General features: G+C 65.8%; 23 protein-coding genes and 1 tRNA gene. 15 read left to right on the top strand and 9 right to left on the bottom strand.

Annotated elements, in window-relative coordinates:
- The first annotated feature begins 12 nt into the window (after nt 1-12).
- From EGY25_RS04340 to EGY25_RS04295, 10 genes are all read left to right on the top strand, one after another.
- The gene (locus EGY25_RS04340) at nt 13-1335 is read left to right on the top strand and encodes a phage tail tube protein (RefSeq protein WP_135193814.1); all 1323 of its coding nucleotides are present in this window, start codon (nt 13-15) and stop codon (nt 1333-1335) included.
- Between the two features lie 89 nt (nt 1336-1424).
- Nucleotides 1425-1907 carry a hypothetical protein gene (locus tag EGY25_RS04335; RefSeq protein ID WP_135193813.1) on the top strand — a complete coding sequence of 161 codons (483 nt, stop codon included), beginning with the start codon at nt 1425-1427 and terminating at the stop codon, nt 1905-1907.
- Nucleotides 1908-1915: 8 nt separating this feature from the next.
- A complete protein-coding gene (locus EGY25_RS04330; protein WP_135193812.1) occupies nt 1916-2068 on the top strand; it encodes a hypothetical protein in 153 nt (50 codons plus the stop codon).
- Complete coding sequence (locus tag EGY25_RS04325) at nt 2065-4800, top strand: phage tail length tape measure family protein (RefSeq protein ID WP_135193811.1); 2736 nt, start codon at nt 2065-2067, stop codon at nt 4798-4800. Before EGY25_RS04330 ends, EGY25_RS04325 begins: the two co-directional genes overlap by 4 nt.
- A 7-nt stretch (nt 4801-4807) precedes the next feature.
- Nucleotides 4808-5512: a hypothetical protein gene (locus tag EGY25_RS04320; RefSeq protein WP_135193810.1), complete on the top strand. Its 705-nt coding sequence runs from the start codon at nt 4808-4810 to the stop codon at nt 5510-5512.
- The gene (locus tag EGY25_RS04315) at nt 5509-6114 is read left to right on the top strand and encodes a hypothetical protein (protein WP_209307969.1); all 606 of its coding nucleotides are present in this window, start codon (nt 5509-5511) and stop codon (nt 6112-6114) included. The genes EGY25_RS04320 and EGY25_RS04315 overlap by 4 nt, the downstream gene beginning before the upstream one ends.
- Nucleotides 6111-6551 (top strand): DUF6950 family protein, encoded by a 441-nt coding sequence (locus EGY25_RS04310; RefSeq protein ID WP_135193808.1) that lies wholly within the window; start codon nt 6111-6113, stop codon nt 6549-6551. The genes EGY25_RS04315 and EGY25_RS04310 overlap by 4 nt, the downstream gene beginning before the upstream one ends.
- Entirely contained in the window at nt 6536-9217 is a 2682-nt protein-coding gene (locus tag EGY25_RS04305) for a hypothetical protein (RefSeq protein ID WP_135193807.1), read from the top strand. The genes EGY25_RS04310 and EGY25_RS04305 overlap by 16 nt, the downstream gene beginning before the upstream one ends.
- A 31-nt stretch (nt 9218-9248) precedes the next feature.
- Nucleotides 9249-11555, top strand: a complete 2307-nt coding sequence (locus tag EGY25_RS04300) for a hypothetical protein (protein ID WP_135193806.1) — start codon at nt 9249-9251, stop codon at nt 11553-11555.
- A gap of 2 nt (nt 11556-11557) precedes the next feature.
- Nucleotides 11558-12343, top strand: coding sequence for a hypothetical protein (locus EGY25_RS04295; protein WP_135193805.1), 786 nt, complete (start codon nt 11558-11560; stop codon nt 12341-12343).
- On the opposite strand, the gene EGY25_RS04290 is transcribed toward EGY25_RS04295, so the two are convergent.
- Both EGY25_RS04290 and EGY25_RS04285 read right to left on the bottom strand, forming a co-directional pair.
- Nucleotides 12340-12600, bottom strand: coding sequence for a hypothetical protein (locus EGY25_RS04290; protein ID WP_135193804.1), 261 nt, complete (start codon nt 12598-12600; stop codon nt 12340-12342). The genes EGY25_RS04295 and EGY25_RS04290 overlap by 4 nt on opposite strands.
- Nucleotides 12593-13744, bottom strand: a complete 1152-nt coding sequence (locus EGY25_RS04285) for a tetratricopeptide repeat protein (protein WP_135193803.1) — start codon at nt 13742-13744, stop codon at nt 12593-12595. Before EGY25_RS04285 ends, EGY25_RS04290 begins: the two co-directional genes overlap by 8 nt.
- A 455-nt stretch (nt 13745-14199) precedes the next feature.
- Here EGY25_RS04285 and EGY25_RS04280 point away from each other — a divergent pair, with 455 nt between their 5' ends.
- The 5 genes from EGY25_RS04280 (at nt 14200) to EGY25_RS04260 (ending at nt 16825) form a co-directional block, all read left to right on the top strand.
- Nucleotides 14200-14679 carry a hypothetical protein gene (locus tag EGY25_RS04280; protein WP_135193802.1) on the top strand — a complete coding sequence of 160 codons (480 nt, stop codon included), beginning with the start codon at nt 14200-14202 and terminating at the stop codon, nt 14677-14679.
- Nucleotide 14680: 1 nt separating this feature from the next.
- The gene (locus tag EGY25_RS16460; protein ID WP_167762476.1) at nt 14681-14974 is read left to right on the top strand and encodes a hypothetical protein; all 294 of its coding nucleotides are present in this window, start codon (nt 14681-14683) and stop codon (nt 14972-14974) included.
- A gap of 29 nt (nt 14975-15003) precedes the next feature.
- On the top strand, nt 15004-15687 hold the full coding sequence (locus EGY25_RS04275; protein ID WP_167762475.1) for an N-acetylmuramidase domain-containing protein: 684 nt from the start codon (nt 15004-15006) through the stop codon (nt 15685-15687).
- Nucleotides 15684-16055, top strand: a complete 372-nt coding sequence (locus EGY25_RS04270; RefSeq protein WP_135193800.1) for a hypothetical protein — start codon at nt 15684-15686, stop codon at nt 16053-16055. The genes EGY25_RS04275 and EGY25_RS04270 overlap by 4 nt, the downstream gene beginning before the upstream one ends.
- 350 nt (nt 16056-16405) lie before the next feature.
- Entirely contained in the window at nt 16406-16825 is a 420-nt protein-coding gene (locus EGY25_RS04260; RefSeq protein WP_135193798.1) for a hypothetical protein, read from the top strand.
- 253 nt (nt 16826-17078) lie between these two features.
- Here EGY25_RS04260 and EGY25_RS04255 read toward each other — a convergent pair whose 3' ends face one another.
- From EGY25_RS04255 to EGY25_RS04225, 7 genes are all read right to left on the bottom strand, one after another.
- A complete protein-coding gene (locus EGY25_RS04255) occupies nt 17079-17516 on the bottom strand; it encodes a hypothetical protein (protein ID WP_135193797.1) in 438 nt (145 codons plus the stop codon).
- The gene (locus EGY25_RS04250; RefSeq protein WP_135193796.1) at nt 17513-17761 is read right to left on the bottom strand and encodes a hypothetical protein; all 249 of its coding nucleotides are present in this window, start codon (nt 17759-17761) and stop codon (nt 17513-17515) included. The genes EGY25_RS04255 and EGY25_RS04250 overlap by 4 nt, the downstream gene beginning before the upstream one ends.
- 168 nt (nt 17762-17929) lie before the next feature.
- Nucleotides 17930-18014, bottom strand: a tRNA-Leu gene (locus EGY25_RS04245).
- Nucleotides 18015-18802: 788 nt separating this feature from the next.
- A complete protein-coding gene (locus tag EGY25_RS04240) occupies nt 18803-19339 on the bottom strand; it encodes a CcdC protein domain-containing protein (RefSeq protein ID WP_135193795.1) in 537 nt (178 codons plus the stop codon).
- 63 nt (nt 19340-19402) lie between these two features.
- Complete coding sequence (locus EGY25_RS04235) at nt 19403-20422, bottom strand: fumarylacetoacetate hydrolase family protein (RefSeq protein WP_135193794.1); 1020 nt, start codon at nt 20420-20422, stop codon at nt 19403-19405.
- Nucleotides 20423-20466: 44 nt separating this feature from the next.
- Entirely contained in the window at nt 20467-20733 is a 267-nt protein-coding gene (locus tag EGY25_RS04230; protein WP_135193793.1) for a hypothetical protein, read from the bottom strand.
- Between the two features lie 237 nt (nt 20734-20970).
- The gene (locus EGY25_RS04225) at nt 20971-22038 is read right to left on the bottom strand and encodes an isoaspartyl peptidase/L-asparaginase family protein (protein WP_135193792.1); all 1068 of its coding nucleotides are present in this window, start codon (nt 22036-22038) and stop codon (nt 20971-20973) included.
- Between the last annotated feature and the right edge of the window lie 597 nt (nt 22039-22635).

The raw sequence follows: 22635 nt of genomic DNA, 5'->3' as shown, positions 1-22635 counted from the left end.
TGGAGAACTGATATGGCTGGTGGTCGCGCTCGCGGCGCCAATGGGCGCCTTCTGCTGGGCATGGAGGCGTCCTATGGGGCGCTGCTGTCCGTGCTGACCTGGTTCCAGACACCATTCGTCAGCGCCAATCTGGGCGACGAACAGGGGCTGGTTGAAAGCGATGTGCTGGGCTTCGGCCGCATGCCGCAGGAACCGGGTCGGGATGCGGTCAACAATGCCGGCGACGTCGTCGTGCCGCTGTGCGCCCGCAACATCGGGCTTTGGTATACGCTCCTATTCGGCGCTCCGAGCACGGTCGCGGGCGTCGCTGCCTCGGGTGATCTGACCTTCTCGGCCCAGCCGGCGAACAACGCGACCATCACTGTCGGCGGTCAGCTGTTCACCTTCACCACGGGCACGGTCGGGGCCAATCAGATCAAGATCGGCCCTACCCTCAAGGCAACGATTGCGAACGCCGTTCGCGCCCTGAACGCCAGCGCCGTTCCCGGTGTCGCAGCGGCCTCCTACTGGGGCGATGACGCTGTGCAGAAGATCTATGTGCTGCACGACGCCGTCGGCGTTGGCGGCAACAGCTTCGCCCTAGCCGCCAGCGCGGCGGCAGTGACGGTCTCGGGCGCGACCCTGGCCGGCGGCTCGGCGACGGGCGGCTATCGTCATACCTGGAAGGTGGACGCGACATCGCTGACCACGCCGTCCGCGACCGCGGAAGTCGGCATGCCCGAGGTGCCCAGCTACACCCAGAACTATGGGCTGAAGGCCAACACTTATGGCGTTCCGCTTCAGCGCAGCGGAAATCTGAACGCCACGATCGGAGCGATCGCCCAAGGCGAAACGCCGGTCGCCGCCAGCACGATCAAGGCCGATCCGTCTGTCCTAGTCATGCGCAAGTTCTCGGCCTTCTCGGGCACTGCGCGGCGCAATGGCATGCCCTTTGGTCCCTCGCTGGTCAGCGGTCAGTTCAACTATTCGAACGGCGCCGACCCGGTGCCGACGGTCGGTCGCGGCGACGGTCGGATCGGCGGCGTGGATGAGGGCATGGCGGGCGTCACCGGTTCGGTCGGCATTCGTTACGATTCCACCGAAATGCAGACCCAGGCAGAGAACGGCGAGGCCTGCGAACTGGCGTTCAGCTGGGCCATCCCCGGAACGACGTTCGCTCTGCGCCACGTCGCGCACGCCGTCTATCTGCCGAAGGCGAAGCGCCCGATCACGGGGCCGGGCGCCATCCAGGCGGACTACAACTGGCAGGGGGCGCAGGACCCTGTGACGGGTCGGCTGGTCACCTTCGTCCTGGACAACGACGTCGAAGAATACGTCGTGCCGGACGCAGCCTGATGGTGCAGCTGGTTCAGACGCCCCCGCCGGAGTGGGTCGATGTCGCCGATGGTTTGAGGTGCCGGTTTCGGCACGGGCCGTCGGAGGCGATGGTGTTCGCCCGGCGGTTCGCGCGCACTGCGATGGAGGCGGATGATCGCAACGATCCGCAGTTCGCGTTCGTCGTCGGCTGCGTGGTCTGGGGGTTGCTGGAATGGGAGGGCGTGGGGTCGCCCGCGCCGGTCCCGTCTGACGACATTCTGAACGGGCCGGTGGAGGCTCTGGCGGCGTGGCGTGAGGCCAATCCGGCGCCCGAGGGCAATGCTCCGGTGACGGCCGAGTATGTGACGGCTCTGCTGCGGCAGAACCCGGCGATCTATGACGAAATCGACAGGACCTATGTCGAGACGATCATGCGGGCCGCCGCCGAAAAAAAAGGATCAGGGCGCTCGCAGACTGGCACTTCGACGGCGGTCCCGCCTTCTGCGAGGCCTGCGGCGACTGCGCAGAGTGCCCCTACCGCGAAAACGACCCGCGCACCGAGGCGGGCCAAAGGGTCTGGGCGATTGCCGAAAGCTGCGCAGGCCAGCTGAGGGTCGGGATGAACGGGGTGGTCGGGCTGGATTATCCCGCCTGGATCGCCTTCGCCCAGCTGACGTCGATGGACGCCGCCACGGCCGATCTGTTGTCCGCCTGCCTGCCTGAGATCGAAGGCGCCGTGCTGAAGGCCCTGCGCAAGGAGAGCGACGAATGACGACGCGCCAGATCGCCTATCGCCTGAAGGCTGAGGGTAAGACCGAACTGCGCCGCGACCAGCAGGAGGTGGCGCAGGGCTTCAAGGAAACCTACGCGGCGGCTGAACAGGGCGCGGCGCAGGCGACGTCGGCGGCCGAGCGTCTGGAGAAGCGCTATCGTGCCATGGCGCAGGCGGCGCAGGATTCGGCTCAGGCGCAGGCGTCACAGGCCCGGTTCAACACCATGCTGGGAGTGCGCGAGCCGACGCGCGGATCGGCGGCGGCCTCCGCCAGCGTGTTCATGGAGGGCGACACGGATGTCCGGCGCGTCGAAGCCTTGCGCGCGGCGATCGACCCGCTGACGGCCGCCAACAACAAGCTGAACCATGAGCTGAGGGAATATCAGACGCTCGCGGCGGCCGGGAAGATCACGACCGGAGAACTGGCCCAGCTTCAAGGTCAGGCGCGGGTCCGGTTCGACGAAACGACCGCCGCGATCGCCCGAAACGAAAAGGGTCTGACCCGCCTGGCGTTGGCCTCGCGGTTGAACCTGACGCGTCAGGCCTCCGACGTGTTCGTCACGGCCGCCATGGGCATGAACCCGGCGATGATCGCGATCCAGCAGGGGCCGCAAATCCTCGACGCGCTAGCGACCAGTGGGATCAAGGCCTCGGGTGGTCTGATCGCCCTAGGCGGGGCGTTGACCGCAGCGGCTGCGGGCGTCGTCCTGCTGGGCGTCGCGTGGCAGCGGGCGGACAGTGCGGCGGCGGACCTGACCGATGCGACATCGGGCGTTGGACGCACGGCGGGGCTGACTGCTGACCAGCTACGTGACCTGACGGTGGCGTCGGCTGAGAATGGCGAGATCAGCCGTAAGGCTGCTCGCGACATGGCCGTGGAGTATTTGGCGACAGGCCAGATCGGCAAACAGGTGCTGGGCGATCTCATCAGCCTGACGCGCGACTATGCGTCGTTCACCCGCAACGACGCCCAAGGCGCGACGAAGGATCTGGCCAAGGCCATGCTCGATCCGGCGAAGGCCGGCGAGGCGATGACCGCCCAGTTCGGCCTGCTGAACCTGGAGCAGCTGGACAATATCGAGAATATGCAAAAGCAGGGCGACCTGCTGGGCGCGCAAAAGCTGCTGCTGGACGAACTGACGCGATCGGTGTCGGGCCATGCCGATCGGGCGGGAGAGATCACCGACGCCTGGAATGCGATTGGCCGGTCGATTTCCGACGCCATCGACAAGCTGGGCGAGTTCTTGCACCAGACGGAAGACGAGCGGATCAGCGATCTTCGGCGACGCGTCGCATCGCCTCGGCCGGACAGCGCCGACTCGCGTCGGGAGGCGTCGGAACTGTGGGTGCTGGAAACGCGCCAGGGCATTCAGAACATTCTGGACACCGGCAAGGCTGAAGAGGCCGCGCGAAACCAGCAGGCCTTCCGAGACCGTCAGGCCCAGGAGCGTCGAGATCGGGAGGCTCGGACTGGCGCTCGATCAGCGGCGGCCTTGGCCCGGCGCGAGGCCGCCGAGGCGGAGCGCGAACGGAAAGAAGCGCTTCAGCGCAGCCGTCGGGACGAGGATCGCGCTGCGACGATCGACTTGGAGGTCGCGCGGGCGCGGCAGGACTATCCCGAGGTTCAAAGGCTGGAGGATGCGAACGCCGTTCGCACGCGGGAGCGTCAACTAATCGACGATGGCACGGACGCCGAGAAGGCTCGGACCACGGCGATGGAAGAACAGCAGCGGCTGATCGACGCCCGTGCGGACCGACAGACCCGAGAGATTCGGGACATCGGGCAGCAGCGCGATATCGAGATCATGCGCCTGGCTGGAGAAGACCGGTTCGTGAAGTCCAGAGAGCGATCGCTGGATATCGCCGCGCGCATTCTTGCCTATGAGCAGAAGGGCCTAGACACGGCGACTGCCCGGAATCTGGTCGAGTCGGAGATCGCGGATTTCGAACAGGCGAGCGCCGACGCGTTGGCGCGCAGCACCGCCGTTCGGGAGCGCGAGTGGAAGATGACGCTCGCTTCCGCCTCCGGCAACCGAGGCGCGTTGCGCGGCCTGGATCGGGCCGACTGGATCGATCGGCGGGCGCGTGAAATCGAGGGTGACCGTCTAAATCCGCTGAACTATGGCGAGGGGCGCGACCAGGCCGTCGCCGAATATGGCCAGCTGTTGCGGGCCGAGACCTTGGGCGGGATGCGCGAGGGGGTTCGCGGCCTGATCGGGGATATTCGCTCGGGCGGCATCCGCGACGCCCTGTCGTCGCAGTTCGACCGGGCGGCCGACCGCCTGCTGGACAAGCTGGTCGATGGCCTGTTCGACATGGACTGGTCGGCGATGCTGAAGGGCGGGTCTGACGGCGGGGCGGGGGGCTGGCTGAGCAAGGGGTTCAACTTCCTGTTCGGGCGCAACGCCGAAGGCACGGACTTCTGGACCGGCGGCCCGACCTGGGTGGGCGAGCGCGGGCCGGAACTGCTGGACCTGCCGCGCGGGTCGCGGATCACTGAAAATGCGCGGTCGATGGACCTGATGCGACGCGCGGCCGGCGGCGCGGGACATGCGCAGCGGGTGGTGGTCGAGGTCGTGGCGCGCAAGGGCGACTTATTCGAGCCGGAAGTGGTGCGGATCTCGGGCCGTGTCGTGCAGCAAGGTATGGCTACGGCCTACGCCCAGTCTGTCGAAACCGGCGCGAAAGCTGCGCCGACGGCCGTGGCCGACGCCCGCGCCTACAAGAACTGAGGGCGGCATGACGGCGAGGCTTTTTCCGCTGGCGCTTCTGGCGCCCGGCACGTTCCAGCTGTGGCCTGCGGGCACCCTGATCGGCGGCGGATCGGCGCTGGCCGGTCCGGGGCAGACCGTGGACTGGTCCGCCGGGGGGTGGTGGATGGGCAAGCTGGGCGACATCCGCGTGTCGAAGCCGGATCAACACCGGACCCTTCGCGCCCTGCTGATGCATGCGGCGAGCGGCGGCGAGATCGTCATGCCGATCATCGACGATCCGCAGCGGCCGATGGATGACCCCTCGCTGGGGCCAGCCCTGTCGCGGTTCAACGATGGCGCACGCTTTTCAGACGGAGCCGCCTTTCAATCCGGTCGCATCCATTTCGAACTGGCTGAGGATGCGATGGAGGGCGACACCGTCCTGAAGATCCGTCGCAAGACCGGCCGCCCGCTGCTGGGCGGTGAATACTGGTCGTTCAACCATCCCGAGGCGAGCTACCGCGCGTACTGTATCGAGGACCTAGATGCGGAAACGACCAGCCAGGTCCGCGAGGTCTTCTTCGGCGTTCCGCTGCGCACCGATCTGAAGGCCGGGGCGGAAGCGGATTTCGAGACGCCGCGCGTGACCATGCGGCTGGCCAGTTCGCCGCAAGAAGTCTGGCCCGTGATCCGTCCGCCCTTCCGATCGGACGTGTCCATCGGCTTCGTCGAGAGCTTCGACTATCTATGATTGAGACCGTCAACAAAGCCGTCGGGCGACGGCGGGTGGCCGCCGCTGTCTTTCTTCGGATCGCAACGAGCCCGAAGGTCGCGCGGGCCTGGTCGGGTTCTGGCGGGTTCACTGTGCCGCCTGATGCGGTCGATCCGACGGGTGGGCGGTATCTAGGCTGTGGCTGGATGCAGAACTTGCCGGCGCTGGAAGTGCTGCTGAATGGCGCGGCCGAAAGCACGACCTTCACCCTGTCCGGCGTGGATGATCGCACGGTGGAGCTGGTCGATCGCGAGGGCGGCGTGCGGGGCGTTCGCGCCAACCTGGGGGTCATGTTTTACGGCCCCCGCATGCGGCGCACGCCGGTCGAATGGTTCCGCCGCTGGCGGGTCGATATGGTCGGGACGCGAGAAATCGCGGTCAGTAGCGAGTCGATGGACGCCGAGGCGCTGTCCATGTCGGTATCCCTCACGCTGGGGTCCGCCCGGACCAGCCGCCGGGTGGGTCAGCCCGCCCTGTGGACCCATGCCGAACAGAACCGACTTCATCCCGGCGACAACAGCATGTCCCTGGTCGGTCGCCTGAGTGCGGACGCCACGCGACCGCACCCGCCTATCGCGTGACCCAGGGAAAGGGCGTCGCCCTCGCCGCCTGGCTGGATCGAGCGGTCGATACGCCGCGCGCCTGGGGGCAGCATGACTGCACGCTGTGGCCTGCCGACTGGGTCGCCGCCTGCGGCCACGATGATCCGGCGTCCGGCTGGCGCGGGCGTTATCGCACCGCTCTTGGTGCGGCGCGGCTGGCAGGGCGCGCCGGCGGTTTGCAGGCCCTTTGGCAGGGCGGGGCCGATGCGGCCGGTCTGATGACCGTGGAGCGATCACGGGCCGGAGACGTCGGATTGCTCCCCATGGCGACGCGCGGGGTCGGGCCTCGTCTGTCGGGCCTGGTGGGCGCGATCTGCATCGGGGGCGGCGAATGGGCCGTCGTCACACAGGATGGATTGTGGCTGGGGCGCGCGTCGCCAGTCCAGGCGTGGAGGACGGCATGGCGGACCCGATAAGCTGGATCGCCGCCAAGGCGGCGGAATGGGTCGCCATGACGGCTTTCCAGGCCGCGACCGCGACCGGCGTCTCGATCACGACGGCGGCGACGATCGCCAATGTAGCCTACGCCGCCACCTACGCCCTCGTCTATGTGGGAGCCGCCGTCGGCCTGTCGTCCCTGGTGTCGCCCAAGGTTCCGAATGCGGAGCAGGGCAAGGTGCCGGTCAATCAGACGACGCCGCGCCGTCGTCTTGGCACGGGCAGGGCGCGTCTGTCAGGCCCGCGCGCCCTGTGGGAGTCCCTGCCGGGCTGGAACGTGGAGATCATCAATGTGCTGGACCAGCCCGTCGATGCGTTCGAACAGTTCTGGCTCAACGACGATGCCGTGACGGTCGATGCCGAGGGATGGGTGCAGCGGCTGAACGGCGCCTATGGCGATCACGAGATCCGCATTCTGACCAAGACGGGTCAGGCCGGCGACGACGGCGCCTTCGAAGAGCTGGTGGCGATGTTCGCGGCGGCCGGCCTGTCGGACCTGTATGACGAAAGCCACGTCGGCGAGGGCGTGGCGCGGATGGCCCTGTTGTGCAAGGCGATCGACGATCGTTACGTCATGGGCGTCTATCCGAATGGGCCGCCCGCCCTGTCTGCGACGGTGCGGTTGTGCAGGGTCTATGACTGGCGCGATCCCGATCAGGATTTGATGGACCCCGCGACGTGGAAGTGGAGCGCCAACGCCCACGTCAATCACGTCCACTGGGAATGGTGCCTGCGCCACCTGCCGCGCATCGGTCGGGACGGCGTGGGCTGGATCCAGGGCAAGGGCGAGGGCAGCGCGTCGCCGCCACCGCCCATCTGCCTGGAGGACTGGTATGGCGATCACGCGCCCCGGCTGGCGGAGCGCACCGCCGTCGCGGATCTCTGCAACGAACGCGTGCCGCTGGCGGCCGGCGGCGACGAGGCGCGCTACGAACAGCACGGCTGGTGGGAGATCGGGACCGAGGACGCCGACGTCCGCGCGCAATATCTGATCTGCTACGATGGCTGGATGGCCGAGGGGGGCGACGGCGCTCTGATCATCAAGGGCGGCAGATACGAGCCGCCGCCGTCTGGCGTGGTCCTGTCGGATCGCAACCTGGTCGAGGCCAGTTGGAACCGGGGCGCGCCCGACAAGGACGTCTACAACATCATCAAGGCGACCTTCACCAGCCGTGCGCACGGCTATTCCCCCCAGCCCGCCGATGACTGGCGCGACGAGGGCCTGATCGCGGAGGTCGGAGACGAAAAGCCCCTTCCGGTAGATCTGGGCTGGGTCCAGAGCCATGGGCAGGCGCGGCGACTGATGAAGCGGATGGCGCCGCGTGTGTTCGCGGATCGCCACGGCGATCTGGCGGCCGACCTGGATGGCCTGAACCACATCCGCCGGCGCTATGGGCGGCTGGAGCGCAAGCGAGGTCCGACCAGCATGCGGTCGGTCGATTTCGAACTGTTGGGTGCGTCGATCGACCTGCGCGGCGGCCGGGTGCCGCTCAACATCGTCAAGGCCGATCCGAACGTGGATGCCTGGAATCCTGTGACGGAGGAGGGTGTCGGACCCTCAACCACGGACCGCGCGCCCCCCGTCAGAGTGCCGTTGCCGGTCGTGATATCGGCCGAGCCTGTCAGGTTGGCATTGGGTGGCGCGAACGGCGTTCGCATCCGCATCCTCATTGAGGACTTGGGGCGTCCGGGCCTGACCTATGCAGTTCGTTGGCGGGGTTCCGGGGGGGCATCGTGGGTCGAAGAAAGTCCCCAGGATGGTCAAGGAGTTTCCGGGGGCTTGGCGATCGAAAGCGGCCTCGTTGACGCGGGGCCTCTGGAGTATGGCGTGTCGGCTTGGTCCGCCGGCTTCAGCTCGGGCTGGACGGACGCGCAGCCGATAGACACCACGCGCCAGGAAGATCCGGCGGACTTCGCGTTGCAAGCCTACCTGGACGCGACGACGGTTCAGCCTTCACCGGCTCGATCGTCTCTCTATCGGAACCTGATCTCGGAACTGATCGACGCCGGCGTCTGGAGCAAGCTGGATGCGCTGTATCTTCTGGCCGCGCACGACGGACAAGCGGCGCTGGTGAACATGAAGACGCCGTCGCAGGTGCTGACGGCGGTCGGCGGCCCGGCCTTCTTGGGGAGCCGGGGCTACCAGGGCAACGGCTCGTCGTCCTATCTGCAATCGGGCTTCGACGCCTCGGCTGGCGGTCACCAATACGTGCAGGACAGCGCCCACATGGGCGTCTGGAACCTGACGGAGGTGCAGGAGGCCGCCCCGTGTATCGGCATGGATAATGCGCGCATCCTGCCCCGCAACACGTCCGACAACACCGTGCTGCGGGCGAACAACGCCAGCAGCCTGACCCGCGCCGGGCGGACGACGTCCACCGGTCACACGATGTGGAGCCGGGTCAGCGCCACGGCGGTCCGTGACTTCCGCAACGGCGTGCTCGGCGCTCAGTCGACCAGCGCCAGCGCCGCCCTGCCTACGGGCCAGTCCTTCAGGGTTCTGGGCGCCGCCAGCGCCGCCACCGCCAGCTTCAGCGGCCGGCGGCTGGCCGCTGCACACTGGGGCGGCGGCCTAACCGATGTCGAAGCCTCGGCGCTGCACGCTGCACTGAACGACTACCTGGCCGCCGTCGGCGCGGCCTGACCCCACCACCACAATCGAGACGGAGTGATCCATGGGCCAGATCAAGGACCAGGGCGCGGCATGGCTGCGCGACAGCATAGCGCCGGGTTCGAGCGCGCTCTATGATCCCGATAAGGCTGAAGGCCGCGCGCTATTCGCCGCGATCGACGCCGCCGTGCAGACGGCGACGACGGGACTGCGGCGGATCGATCCGGTCCGCGTGGTGCTTACGGCGAACGTCGCCTTGACGGCCCTGTCGAACGGATCGACGCATGACGGCGTGACGCTGGCGACCGGCGATCGCGTCGCCCTGGTCGGGCAAACGAACGCCAGTCAGAACGGCGTCTATGTCGCCCCGGCCTCGGGATCGGCGGCGCGCGCGACCGACATGAACGAGGGGTCGGAGTTTCCAGGGGCGACTTTCCTTGTCCGCGAAGGCGCGGCCCGGTCGGGCACGTCCTGGACCTGCACCAACGCCATGGCCCCGGCCGTGGGATCGGACGCCATCGCCTTCATCCAGACGGCGCAAGATCCGAACTACACATCCGTCCAAGCCGAGGTCGAGACGCTCGGTGAGGCCATCGACAACCTCCTGCAGCCTTCTGGCGGCGCGTCTCAGTCGGTTGAGGTCTATGTCCAGGACGCCGCCGGATTCAGGCTACCCCTGGGTCCGGGCGGCGTTCGCTTTAATGAGGCCGTCCGGCGGATCGAGTCTCCCGACCTGACATTGGAAGTTGTCGGTGGGCTGGCTGGTCGGATTTACGTGCAGGACGCCGCCGGCTTTAGGCACTATTTTTTCTCCGGCGCCAGCTATATGGCGGCGTCGGACACCGTGCCCCAGGCGCTGTGGTCGCCCGCACACTATGCTTTCGCCGAGGGCCGCGGTTCGGCTGAAGCGGCGCGGCTGAATGGACAGAACGTGTCCGGCCTCGCCACGATCAAACTCGGCGCCAACCTGGTGTTCCAGTCTGGACAGTCCTTCTCAGCGGGATCGGACAATGCCCGCACTTTCCTGACGGCCGAGGTGATCGCTCGCGAGGGCCTTGTGTTTGACGCTCGGTCAATCGGTCCTGAAAGCCGGTGTGTGAATGCTGGTCCGGTCTATGTCGCCTTCGGTGGGGACAGCAGGGCGTTGACCCCGTTGGCTGAACACTTCGTCGGCCCAACCAATACGGACCTGATCTATACGCCATCTCAGGTCGCGGCCGGGGCCTATCCCGACAACGCGCGCGGCGGGACGCCGGAAACGGCGCGCGAGGTGGTGTTCGCCTATCTACGCCGCGACTGGCGAGATGAAGACAACGTCGTCGATCCGACCTTCTACACGGTGGCGATGAACCACGCGAAGACGGACGGTTCGATTGCGGAGGTCGGCGCCGGCGATGGCCTGGCCAGGGCGCAAAGCGCGATCACCATCTTCGCCAGCGCCACTGGCCCCGACGACAAGAACTGCGCCTACATCGATTTCAACCACGGCGAGGCCGACGAAAGCGCGGGGACCGCTGGCTATGCCGCAGCCGTCCAAGCCTTCGACGCCAACCTGTACGGTTTCATGCAAAGTGCATGGGGTCAAAGTGCGCGGCCGGCCTTCCTGATGCATCAGGTCGGCGGCCCCGGTTACGGTTCGGCTGCAATGATCGCGGCCAGTCAGCAACTGACGATGGCTACCGACATCACCGGCGCGAACGCCAACAAGTTCCTGGTGTCCGCGAAGTATGAGGTCTCCTCATTCCGCTACGCCGCAGCGCCCCACCCCAACGCCGGGGATGCACACCCGACACTGGCGGGCAATGTCCTCATGGGCATTCGCGCCGCGGTCGCCGCCCACTACATTTTGGAGCGCCGCGAGAGTTACTGGCTGCCGTTCCCTTACGAATGCTATTTCGAAGGCAATCGCTTTCTGCTGGTCGTGCCCAACAAGTTCCCGCCGTTGCGCGAATGCCCCATGGTCATGGGGGTCGAGACCGTCTTCCTGGCAGGGCTGGGCGTGTCGTTTGAGAGCGAAGCCGGCGCAGACAACCCGATCATCGCGGCGCGCGTAGTGCCGGGCTATCGCTTCCTAATCGAGGGTGAGACGGTCGCGCCCATCGCGACCTATCCGCTCTGCAAGACCGGCAAGCGGAGCCTGCCCAGCTATCCTGGGCTGACAAACATCCGCGACAGCTTCGATGTCGCTGTGCCGTTCGATCTGCCCTTCAGCCGCAACCAGACCGTCTATGCTGGCGGATATGTGGACGATCCTAAGGCCAATGGCCTGGGCCGCTATCTGGAAGACATTCCGGGCTGGGTCGGCAAGCCGGATCTCGGCAACCCCATGGCCCGTGGGCCTGTCACCGCTCAACCTATGCCGGAGGCCTGAACATGGCTCTGAATATGTATATCGAGGCCCTCGATCCCCGTTTCTCGCTGACTGGCGACTTCCAGCCAGCCGTGCCTGCGAACGTGACCGGAGTATATGTTTTTGGTCGCCCTCCTGGCGCATCAGACAGCGAAGCGCGGGAGATCGGTCGTCGAAATAGAGCGCCGGGGGCTATGAACGGAGCCAACGTCAACGTCCTCGCAGGCACGCTTCCAACTGTGTTTGACGACTATTGGCGCTTTGCCCCGGATGGTCCGTTGCTGACAAACATCCCCGAGACCGAGCGCATGACCATCCTCATCCTGGGGCGGTCCAGCGATGGGGGCTTCGGCGCAAATCCGAACCTGGGTTATCTCGCCGGCACCTATGGCAACACGCAGGTGCGGGGCTTCGGCATTGAGATGAACGCCACGACGAGCATCCGGGCCGTGGGTTATGACAGTGTTGGCGTGAAGACCAACCAAGCGAGCGTCGTCACCAGCCATGCGCCCTGGCGCATCTTCCGCGCCCAGATCGATGAGACGACCATCAGCTTGAACAACCTGACGGCCGACGGCGGCGCCCCGACGCCCACGCCGACGGCGTTGGTTGGAGGTCGCAATATCGGAAGCCAAAACCTTTCGATCGGCGGCCGGATCGCGCCTGGATCGGCGACCTATACGAAAGCCGTCGACATCGCGGCGATCATCACGACATCCGGCACCTGGGGCGCTGGGGAGCAGGCGGCGATGCTAGCGCAGATGCGTCGGATCAACGATCGTACGGATTTGGTTGAGGGTGTCGCCTAATGGCCTATGGGGTCTGAAAGCAGCCCTGGCTTCACGTGCATCGCGCCGCACCTGATGGTCATGAAGTGACCGATGCTGAGCAGTATGCATCCTGTCTGGGGCTCATAGGTCGCTGAGGTGATCTGGGCGCCCAGCAGGTTCGCCAGCGTATATTTCATCTCGTCTGCAGGGAGTGACCTGAAGTCGTCGATTTCGCACCCAAACTCATCGTTTGCCACGGGCATGCGGTTGTAACCGTCGAAGTCATCGTCAAACATTTCGGATGTCCTGACCGGAGTCGGCGTCCTGAAGAGACTTCAGTCTCTTCTCCCACTCTGGTTTGGTCTGGATGGCGATCGCATCTTGAATTGATCGGATGGCGGCGGTTTTGAAACCGCCCAGGCGGTAGGCGTTTGAGAGGTAAGCATGGCCACGAGCCTGCTTCGGCCATGCCTCGACGAACGCTTCGCCGACGGTGATGGCGCGTTCGGGAGCGTCCGCCATGCAGAGCGCGTTGATGAGGTGGAGATGGGCTTCCATGTAGTGCGGCGTCATAGCCACCGCCAAGCCCAGATGGGCAAGCGCACGATCTAGGTCGCCTTGCGCCATCGCTGCGCGGCCGAGATAGTAATGGGCAGGTTCGCTGTGAGGTGCGACCTGGTGCGTCAGGCGGGCCAAGCGCTCGACCTCGGGCCAGTCCTTCCGCATGAAGGCGTCATGGGTCAGATAAATCCGCTTCGCGCCCGGCCCGAAGGCGTTTTGGAAGCGAATTTTCGGCAGAGGCTTGTCGTTTACGAAGGCGTTCAGAAGGCCGGCCAGATCGCTGACACGCTGGATATGTCTAGGCCCAAAATGATCAACGCCTCGAAGCGCCGTCACCCTCACTTGCGGCAGGCTGGAAATGTGTGCGGCGCCGATCATATCCAATGGATCGGCCTCTCCGACCAGGCATTGAATGCGAGCTTTCGACTTGGCGATCACGGGGCGCAAGTCGGGCACGCGAACCTGCACCGAGTCAGGCATCATTTTTTCGCTTCGACTGTGCGTGAGCTTTAGCCGTGTATCAGCGCCGAAAGCGAGGACGTCCGCATTGAGCATGGAGCCGAAGAGGATAGCTCCGTATGCCCCCATGCTTGATCCGGTCATGTGGATCCGGTCGCAACCCAACCGCTCTGCCCAGACTTCAATATCACCGGCGGTGTGGTCGATCCGGGCCCCGAGGCTTCGCACCCCGTCTTGGTACCAGCCGTTCTTCGCGTCGTTGACCAGCAAGACGTTGCAGCGAAGTTGTTGCGAAACATTCCAGAAGTCGAAGCGGGCACCCTGCTTTCCGGTGCCGGAGAAAATGACGATCAGCTTTTTCGAGCCGGGGCGCGGGATGACCAGGTGGCTTTCGCCCCGGTATCCGCCGATGTGGTCCATTCTGTCCAAGGCTGTCAGGCTCCCTTTCGAGCGCGACAGCTAGCGGCGCCCTCGCGCAAACGCAACTCGCGGCCGTTACCTGCCCCCCGCCCAAGGCCGCGCGCTAGAGTTCGTTGGGACCGCCCTCATCAGGCTCACCATCTACGTCCCTGTCGGTCGACCGGGTGGGTTTCGTGATGGCGTCATTCAATGCCCACATAGCGCCAACGAGCACGACGGCGCCGACGAATAGCCAGATCAGCTCCATCGGCCACTCTCGCCGTCCTCGTCGCGCGGCCGTCCGTGCAGCGCATTTGTGATCCCAGCGGGTGACGCCGCCAGGATCACGCCTGCGATCAAAACCACCAAGAGCGCTGCGTTCATGTCCATGAGGTGGAAGCGCCCCACGGACCCGCGCGGTTCCCGCAAGCCGCCCGCCGGCTGTTTCCACACGGCCTGAGTATTTGGAGGGGCGGATGCCTGAAGAGATTGCCGCCCCGATCACGTCGTGGACGGGTTTGATATCGCTGCTGGGGGCGCTGGGTCTCGGCGGCGCGCTGACCGCCTTGGCCAGTCGTCCGTCACGCCGCGCGGTCGCTGCCACGGCCGCCAAGGATGAGGCGACCGGCGAAGCGGCGGTGATCGGTGCGCTGGCGAACGCCTTCACAGGCACGACCGCCTCGCTTCGTGAAGAGATCGAGCGGATGCAGGACACCCTCAACGAGTTCCGTCAGCGGGTGGCAGAAGCCGAAGGCGAGGTTCGGGCTGTGCTGGCGCGGGAGGCTGTGAAGGATCGCCTGATTGCGGACCAGAAGGCCCAGCTCGACATCGCTCACAACGACGTCGTCCGTCTGCGCGCCGAGCGCGACGCTGCCCTTGAGACGTCCATTCAGAAAGAGGGCGAGATCCGGCAGCTCAAAGCCGTGATCGAAGCCCATGCCCGCGTCGGAGGATGAGATGAAGCTGCCCATCGTGATCCGCATCCCGCCTATGCCGCAGACGACAACCATCCTGGCGCTGGGATTCCTCGTCGGATGTCTCGCCTACACGCCCATGATCGCCCTGGTCGGGAAGCACATCGACGCCAGCTACCGCGACAGCGTCGAGACCATCGTCGGCCTGTTCAAGGACGGCATGCTGCTGATCCTCGGCTTCTACTTCGCCAAAGTCGTGAACGCTGGCCAGCAAGACATGGCCAACCGCGCGATCGACGCGGCGGCGGCGTCCCAGCCGCCAGAGATCAAGCCCTAAGCCACCCCTCACAATCTGGAGACTGCCCCATGGACGTGAAAACGCTCCAAGGCCTCATCGTGTCCGCCGGCCGGCCCATTGCCGTCGACGGGCAGTTCGGGCCGAAATCCCGCGCGGCGCTCCGAGAGGTGCTGTCGGGACCAACGGATCCGGTGACGCCCGCGGACATCGAGCGCCAGGCTGAGGCCTATGGCCTATCGTCCCAGTTGGTCGGCACCGTCTATGACGTCGAGAGCAAGGGCCGGGGGATGTCCGTCGCCACGGGCCTTCCGGTCATCCTCTACGAGCCGCATATCTTCTCGCGGCTGACCCAGCGGCGGTTCGACGGATCGCACCCCGACATCAGCTATCCGAAGTGGAAGACGCGGCCCTATCCGTCGACACAGACCGGCCGCTACGACCAGATGATGTCCGCCTGCGCCCTGGCGCCGGCCGAAGCCATGAAAAGCGCCTCGTGGGGGCTCGGGCAGGTCATGGGCTTCAACCACGCCGCCTGCGGCTTCGACACGGTCTGGGACTTCGTTCTGGCCATGGCGAAGGGCGAAGGAGCCCAGCTGGGGGCAATGCTCGCCTTCATCAAGGCGAACGGCCTGATCCCGGCGCTTCTCCGCAAGGACTGGCGGGTGTTTGCAAAGGGCTACAATGGCGCCGGTCAGGTCGATCTCTACGCCCGGCTGCTCTCTGAAGCTTATGCGAAGCGGAGCGCCCGATGATCGCTCTCGCCTTCATCCGCCGTATCCCCGGCATGCTCAGCCCCAAGGGCTGGATCGCCGTCGCCCTGCTCGCCGCCTTCCTGCTGTTCGGCGCCTATTGCGCTCACAGGGCCGCACAGGGCGAGCGGGACCATCAGGCCTCAGTCACAGCCAAGACCGAAGCGATGGCCTCTAGCGCGCGGGAAACTGCCGCTGGCGAGCGCGCAACCGACACCATCATCATCAACGCCCGCGAAAAGGAACTCTCCGATGCGGTCAACTCGCTCCCTGATGCTCGCCCTAGCGCTCGCCGCGTCCGTCTCGCTTGTGAGCGGCTGCGCCAGCAAGGGAACACCAGCCTTCCCGCCGAGTGCGGACCTGGCGGTTGAGCCCAAGCCGGTCCTGGCGCCCGAGGCCATCTTTTCGGAAGCCGCGCTGGACGCCCACGACATCGCCATCGAGACGCGTGGGGATCGGCTCGCAGCCCAGGTCTCGCGCCTCTGCCGGTTCTTCGACGCCATGGGGATGAAGGGGCTGAACTGTCCGCCGCCGGCCGTGCCGCCCCGACCGGGTTAGACGCCGTCGGCATTACCGACGCCATCGGTCTGACCGAGGGTCATTCAGCGTCGAGCCTTCAGGCTCCGCTATCGAGGCCCGTCATCCGAAAGGGTGGCGGGCCTTTTGCTATGGATGGTGAGGTTGTAGGTTAACTTCGGTGTATTCAACGGTTGGGACCGCCATGACTGATGCCCGCAACCCAGCGTTCGTACAAATCGAGGCGAGGAACGGCGGTTCAGTCGAACACGTCACGTTGGACAATGTTCGTATCGATTCGTTCGCAACGCTGATTCACGCAGTCGCCGATGGTGGCGATGTTCGACACATCACAGTCACGAATATAGACGCGTCCCAGCTGAAGGCTGAGTTGACGATGTTGAAAGCGGAGTTGCGTCAGCTACAGGTCGCTCTCCAGGTGCGTGGGGCTGGCGACGGCAAAATTAGGGCGATCGAGATGGCGATCAGGTCAGCAGATCAGCCCAATCTCACTGCGCTGAACTATCTTCAGGGTTTGGGAAAGGGAGTTCTCGCCGTAGCGAAAGACATCGGTGTGGACTTGGCCGCGAAGGTCATCGCGCATTCAATGCGAATTCCTGGGTAGCGCCACCCACGCTGTTCAACCCGACATTAGCCACATCGGAACCTGACACGACCCTCCGCGATTGTGGAGTCTGACCGTATGCGAAGAGCCGTCAGTTCGACCGCGGAGCCGCCGTCCTCTCGTAGGGCGGCGGCTTTGTCGTGTCTCTGACACTAGGAACTGCCATGGGCCTGCATGGTTATGGAGCCGGAGCCGGCCAGAGGGGTGACGGCCCGGCAACTGCGTCACCCTGTGCGACGGGCGGTCTCCTCTCCTAGGTAGGGCCGCCTGTCGCTTCTGGGACTCGAAACGGCCTGATCCCCGCCCTCGCCAAATCCTCATCTGCGCACAAGCCGGTGATGACGCGGCGATGCTCCCAAATGTCCGATCCGACCTCATTCAGCCATGCGTTCAGCCGCCGCGCCCAGATGATCTGGCCCGGCTCCGCAGTCGAGACGTGGAAGCCTTCGCCGCCTGGGTCTCGCTTCGAATAGACCATGACGTGCCGGGACTGGCAGGTGCCGCAGTGAAGCGTCGCGGCCCATTCGCTGACCTGGGCGGGCAGCCACTTCGTGAACCGGGTGACGATCTCGCGGCCTGAGATATAGGCTTCCCGGCCGCATCCCTTGCACTGAACGACCAGTTGATTGCCGCGATGGGGCAGGTCGATCATCCGGCCTGAGACGCCAGAGAGGTAGGGCGAGCTGGTCATCGCCGCGAAAGGCGGGCCGCGAACCTGTGCGTTTCGTCGGCCGTCATCTTGACGAACTGGCCCATGCCCAGTGCGAGAGCGGCGCTGACCAGGCGGTCGTTCTCTTCCTTGGACACATAGGCGACGTTTGATCCCGGCCCCGGCGTCGCCGGCAGGCTGGGGTGCGGCGGCGGATTGCGCACCACGCGGGCCGCCAGTTCAGCGTCCAGCCGCATCAGTTCTTCGGTCGATAGGGGTTCCGACATTCCATCCTCCGTCGCGCCACCGACAGGAGCGCGGCATAGCGTGATGGGAACGTGAGGTGAACAGGCTGTGCCGCCAGTGTGACGCGGCGTTCGCGTTTCGTGTCGGAAGTCGTCGGGAGGCCGCGGATCGCGAACCTCCCGAACCCAGGCCGAAAGCCTGAAAAAGCTTGGTGCGGGCGGCCGGGGTCGAACCGGCACTCCTTTCGGAACTGGATTTTGAATCCAGCGCGTCTACCAATTCCACCACGCCCGCAGAGGCCGCCTCATGCCACAGAGGAACGAGGGCGGTCTAGTCCTCCACCGTCCTATACGTCATTCTCGTCGTAAAGCTGTTTCCAGGTTTGATCGGAGCGCCATCAATCTGTCTGACTCTGCCCGTTCGAACAGCGTCCAATGCATACCTTCCAAATCCCGAACGTGCGGGCTGTTCGTCCAGTATGGAGCAGTTTTGCGGCCGTCCTTGATTATCCACCGAACATCGGATCAGGACATCGACGCTGCTGGCGGATGGCAAGGAGGAAGGAGCCGTTATCCTCGGCACTCGCTCCCAGATGATGGCTGACACGCTGGGTTCGTAAGTCGCGTCGTCGGCATTTTCCAATGGAATGCTACATGCTGTCATTACGGCATCGAGCGGGGCGTGGTCAGACGGCAGGCCCAATTGGTAGCGTCTCGCCGGCGTCGAGCCGTCGGCAGGGACACGGATGATCAAAGTATTCGTAGCGCGAAGACGGCGCGCGTAAATCGGGGCCGCAGTCGACGTGGCGATCGTGCGATCAGAGTTCGGCGATACCGCCCAGTCCGAAGATCGAAGCGTGTCGTCCGGGACATTGACGTCGAGCTTTCGGTAAGAAGTCTCGCCTGGTGCTGGAGGAAGCCCCCCGATCAAGAAAGCGAATCTACGATTTTGGCACGCTATGGTGAGGGTTATGCCAACATCGTACTCGATGTAGGCAGCTTCCAGATCGCCTCTTTTCCCTGATGACCAAGTCAGGTCCGACGCGGCGGCTTGTTGAGCAACGGCGTATAAAAGCGCTGCAATCACGCCGCGACCTCAACATGCCCGTCCGTGCCGCCGGCCTGGATGCGGCGGGCGCGGATGTACATTTCGACGCGCTGCATGACGATCAGGCCCATGGCGAAGACCAGGAAGGCGTCGGTCACGGCCATGGCGTTCAGATGCCATTCGGCGGCGTGGCTCTCGATCAGGTCGCGCAGCAGCGACCGGCCGGCGAACAGCACGACCAGCAGGATCAGGCCCAGAGGCGAGGCCTGGGCCATCAGAGAGCCGTCCGGCTCCTTTTCGATGGTGACGGTCTTGCCGCGATACCAGCCGGCGACGCCGCCCAGCACCGCGCCGAGCGCCAGCACCGCCCAGGCGTCGGGACCGAACGGGGCGTGGGCCATTTGGGGGTTCTGCGTCATGCCCCACAGGCCCAGGCCGATCAGCGGCAGGACGATGGCCGGCATGATCCACAGCAGATGGGGCTTCAGCACCCGCTTCCTGCGGTTCTTCAGCAGCACGACCACCAGCATGATCGGGATCATGAGCAGCGGGATCAGTTTTTCAGGCGGCACGTCGTCTCTCCCCAAAGACCGGATGCGGCCTCCCCCGAGGCCGACGCGGTCAGCCTAATGCCGTCATGCGTCGCTGGAAAGCGGGCCTACCGTCTGTTCGATGGCGCCGAAGATGGAGTGGTGGCGGTCGTCCAGCATCTCGATCCGCACCGTGTCGCCGTGCTTGAGGAAGGGGGTCTCGGCGACGCCGCGCAGGATGGTCTCGACCGTGCGGACCTCGGCGATGCAGCTGTAGCCCAGGCCGCCTTCGCTGACCGGCTTGCCGGGCCCGCCGTCGGCGTCCTTGTTCGACACGGTGCCCGAGCCGATGATGGTCCCGGCGCCCAGCGAGCGGGTCTTGGCCAGGTGGGCGATCAGGGTTCCGAAGTCGAAGGTCATGTCCACGCCGGCGTCGGCCTTGCCGAAGTCCTGGCCGTTCAGCTGGACGTCCAGGGCGCCGTGCAGCTTGCCGTCCTGCCAGCGGTCGCCCAGGGCCTGCGGCGTGACCAGGACGGGAGACAGGGCGCTGGCGGGCTTGGACTGGACGAAGCCGAACCCCTTGGCCAGTTCGGCGGGGATCAGGTTGCGCAAGGATACGTCGTTGACCAGGCCGACCAGGCGGATGGCCTCAAGCGCCTGGTCCCGAGCCGCGCCTTGCGGCACGTCGCCGACGACCACGACGATCTCGGCCTCCAGGTCGCAGCCCCAGGCCTCGTCGGCCAGGGGGATGGGATCGCGCGGCGCCAGGAAGCTGTCGGAGCCGCCCTGGTACATCAGCGGATCGGTCCAGAAGGTGGCGGGCATTTCGGCCCCCCGCGCGCGGCGCACAAGCTCGACGTGGTTCACATAGGCCGAGCCGTCGACCCATTGATAGGCGCGGGGCAGGGGGGATGCGGCGTCCCGCTCGTGGAAGCGGCCGCGCGGCACGGCCTCGTGCTCCAGGCTTTCGGCCAGGGCCAGCAGCCGGGGACCGCACCGCTCCCAGTCGTCCAGCGCGGCCTGAAGCGTTGGGGCGATCAGGAAGGCGTCCGTGAACCAGTTCAGGTCCTGCGAGACGACGACGAGGCGGCCATCGCGGCCGTGCTTGAGCGAGGCGAGTTTCATGGACAAAGGCCTAAACCGAATTCACGGGGTTGGAAACCGAGCGATCACGCGTTCGGCGTCAGCAGGGCGCGGGCCTCGGCTCCAGTGCGGGCGGCCGCGTCGCGCACCTCGACCTCGACGATGACGCCGCCCTCGGGTTCGACGGCCCAGAGGTAGCGGCGCTCGACCTCGACCGTGCGGCCGGACGGGGCGAAGCCTTCGTAGCTGTCGCCCCAGGGGGTGATCTTCTTCAGCTCGACGAAGGGCATGGCGCAGGCGGCGTCCAGCTCCTCCTGGGCCATCAGGGTCAGTTCATCGTCGGATGCAGGCATGGGCTCGGTCTGGAAAAAGAGGGTCTGAAACGTCTGAATCGTCTGAAATGGGCTTTCGTCATCCTCCGACAAGCCGCGCCAGCGGCGCAGATCGGGGGACCCAGCGGCGCGCGAGAGCGCGAACCTGTCGCGGCTTCGGTCGTCCGACAGAGTGCCTCGGATGGATTTCGCCTTCGGCGCCGCTGGGTCCCCCGGTTCCGCTGCGCGGCCCGGAGGATGACGAAAGAAAAGAGGGGCTCAGGGTTCATCGGCGTAGATGGCGACGCGGGCGGGATCGGTCGAGGAGACGGCGCCGCGATACATGCCCGAGGTCGACATGGCGAAGGCGGGGGCGCCGCCCTTGGTCATGACGATGACGCCGCCCAGACCGCCGAGGGATTTGGCCTCGTCGATCTCGGCCTGGGCCGCCGTATCGGCCGCCGTGTCGGCGCCGATCCGGGCGCAGATGTCGCGCGCCACGGTGGCGCGGATGAAATATTCGCCGTCGCCGGTCGCCGACACCGCGCAGCCGTCGGCGTTGGAGGCGTAGGTTCCGGCCCCGATGATCGGCACGTCGCCGACCCGGCCCCAGCGCTTGGCGGTCATGCCGCCGGTGGAGGTGGCGGCGGCGAGGCGTCCCTGGCTGTCCAGGGCCACGGCGCCGACCGTGCCGAACTTCTTCTCGTTCAGGGGCGGAGCGATTTCGGCGCCTTGGTCGCCCGAGGCCGTTGGGGACGCGGGCGCGCCGGCGGGGCGGTCCGGGATGGGCAGGCCGGCCTCGGTCAGGGCCTTGGTCAGACCCTGCCAGCGCCGCTCGGTGAAGAACCAGGACGGATCGACCTGTTCCAGCCCGACCGAGGCGGCGAAGGCGTCGGCGCCGGGGCCGATCAGCATGACGTGTGGCGAGCGCTCCATCACCGCGCGGGCGGCGGCGATGGGATGACGGGTCGCAGTCAGGCCGGCGACGGACCCGGCGGTCAGGTCCGCGCCGTTCATGACGGCGGCGTCCAGTTCGTTCCGGCCCGCCGCCGTGAAGACCGCGCCGCGACCGGCGTTGAACAGGGGATCGTCCTCCATGACCTCGACGGCGGCCTGAACCGCGTCCAGCGCCGAACCGCCCTGCGCCAGCACCGCCGACCCGGCGTCCAGCGCGCGCTGCAACGACGCGCGATAGGCGGCGTCCTGTTCCGGCGTCAGGCTGGACCGCTCGATCACGCCCGCGCCGCCGTGGATGGCCAGGGACCAGCGGGGCGCGGCGTCCTGGGCGTAGGCCGAGGAAAAACACAGTGCAAAGAGTGCAATCAGTCCGAAATAGGCGGCGCGCATCGTGAAACCCCTCCGGGCGCCGAAAAACAGGGTGCAATCTGTGCACTTTCCTCAGAGACGCCGGTCAGGAGCAGTTTAACGCAGCGCGTGAGCCTGTCAGGTCGATTGGCTGAAGAAAATCGGAAGCGATGAAAAATCAGAGTGTTGACCTTCGGCGATATGACGGCTCGCAGGGCACAGGGCGCCCGTCGCCCGAACGTATTGGCGTGAGGCTATGCCCGATCCAGCGCTGGATTGCTGTGATCTCTGCTCGCTTCGGCACAGGCGGGTTTTCGTGATGTGCTGTTTGGGAGTCTGAACGCGCAGGGCCGGATTCAAACTGACTGCTTACGTCGCAAATGTACTCGTTGCAGTCTTGCGAGAACTAACACCTCTACTGCCAACCATGTCAGTAGGGCCAAGAGTCGCTGAAGCGAACAATGCTGGCGTAAACACCACCAGCAAATCCGAGTGAAAGGACGAGCGTATTGAGCCCCGCGCTCCACAACGCGACAGAGCGAGTTTTCCATCCCACGCCAATAAATAGAAGGCCGGGCATCAGGACCGTGAGGCCTAGGACGACGAAAGCGGCCGTCATGGCCCCTGACCCCACTCCCA

Source organism: Brevundimonas intermedia, assembly GCF_004614235.1.
In the GTDB taxonomy this organism is placed as follows: Bacteria; Pseudomonadota; Alphaproteobacteria; order Caulobacterales; family Caulobacteraceae; genus Brevundimonas; species Brevundimonas intermedia_A.
Note: the sequence above shows the minus strand (reverse complement) of the source record. Positions and strands in the feature narration are given on the sequence as shown.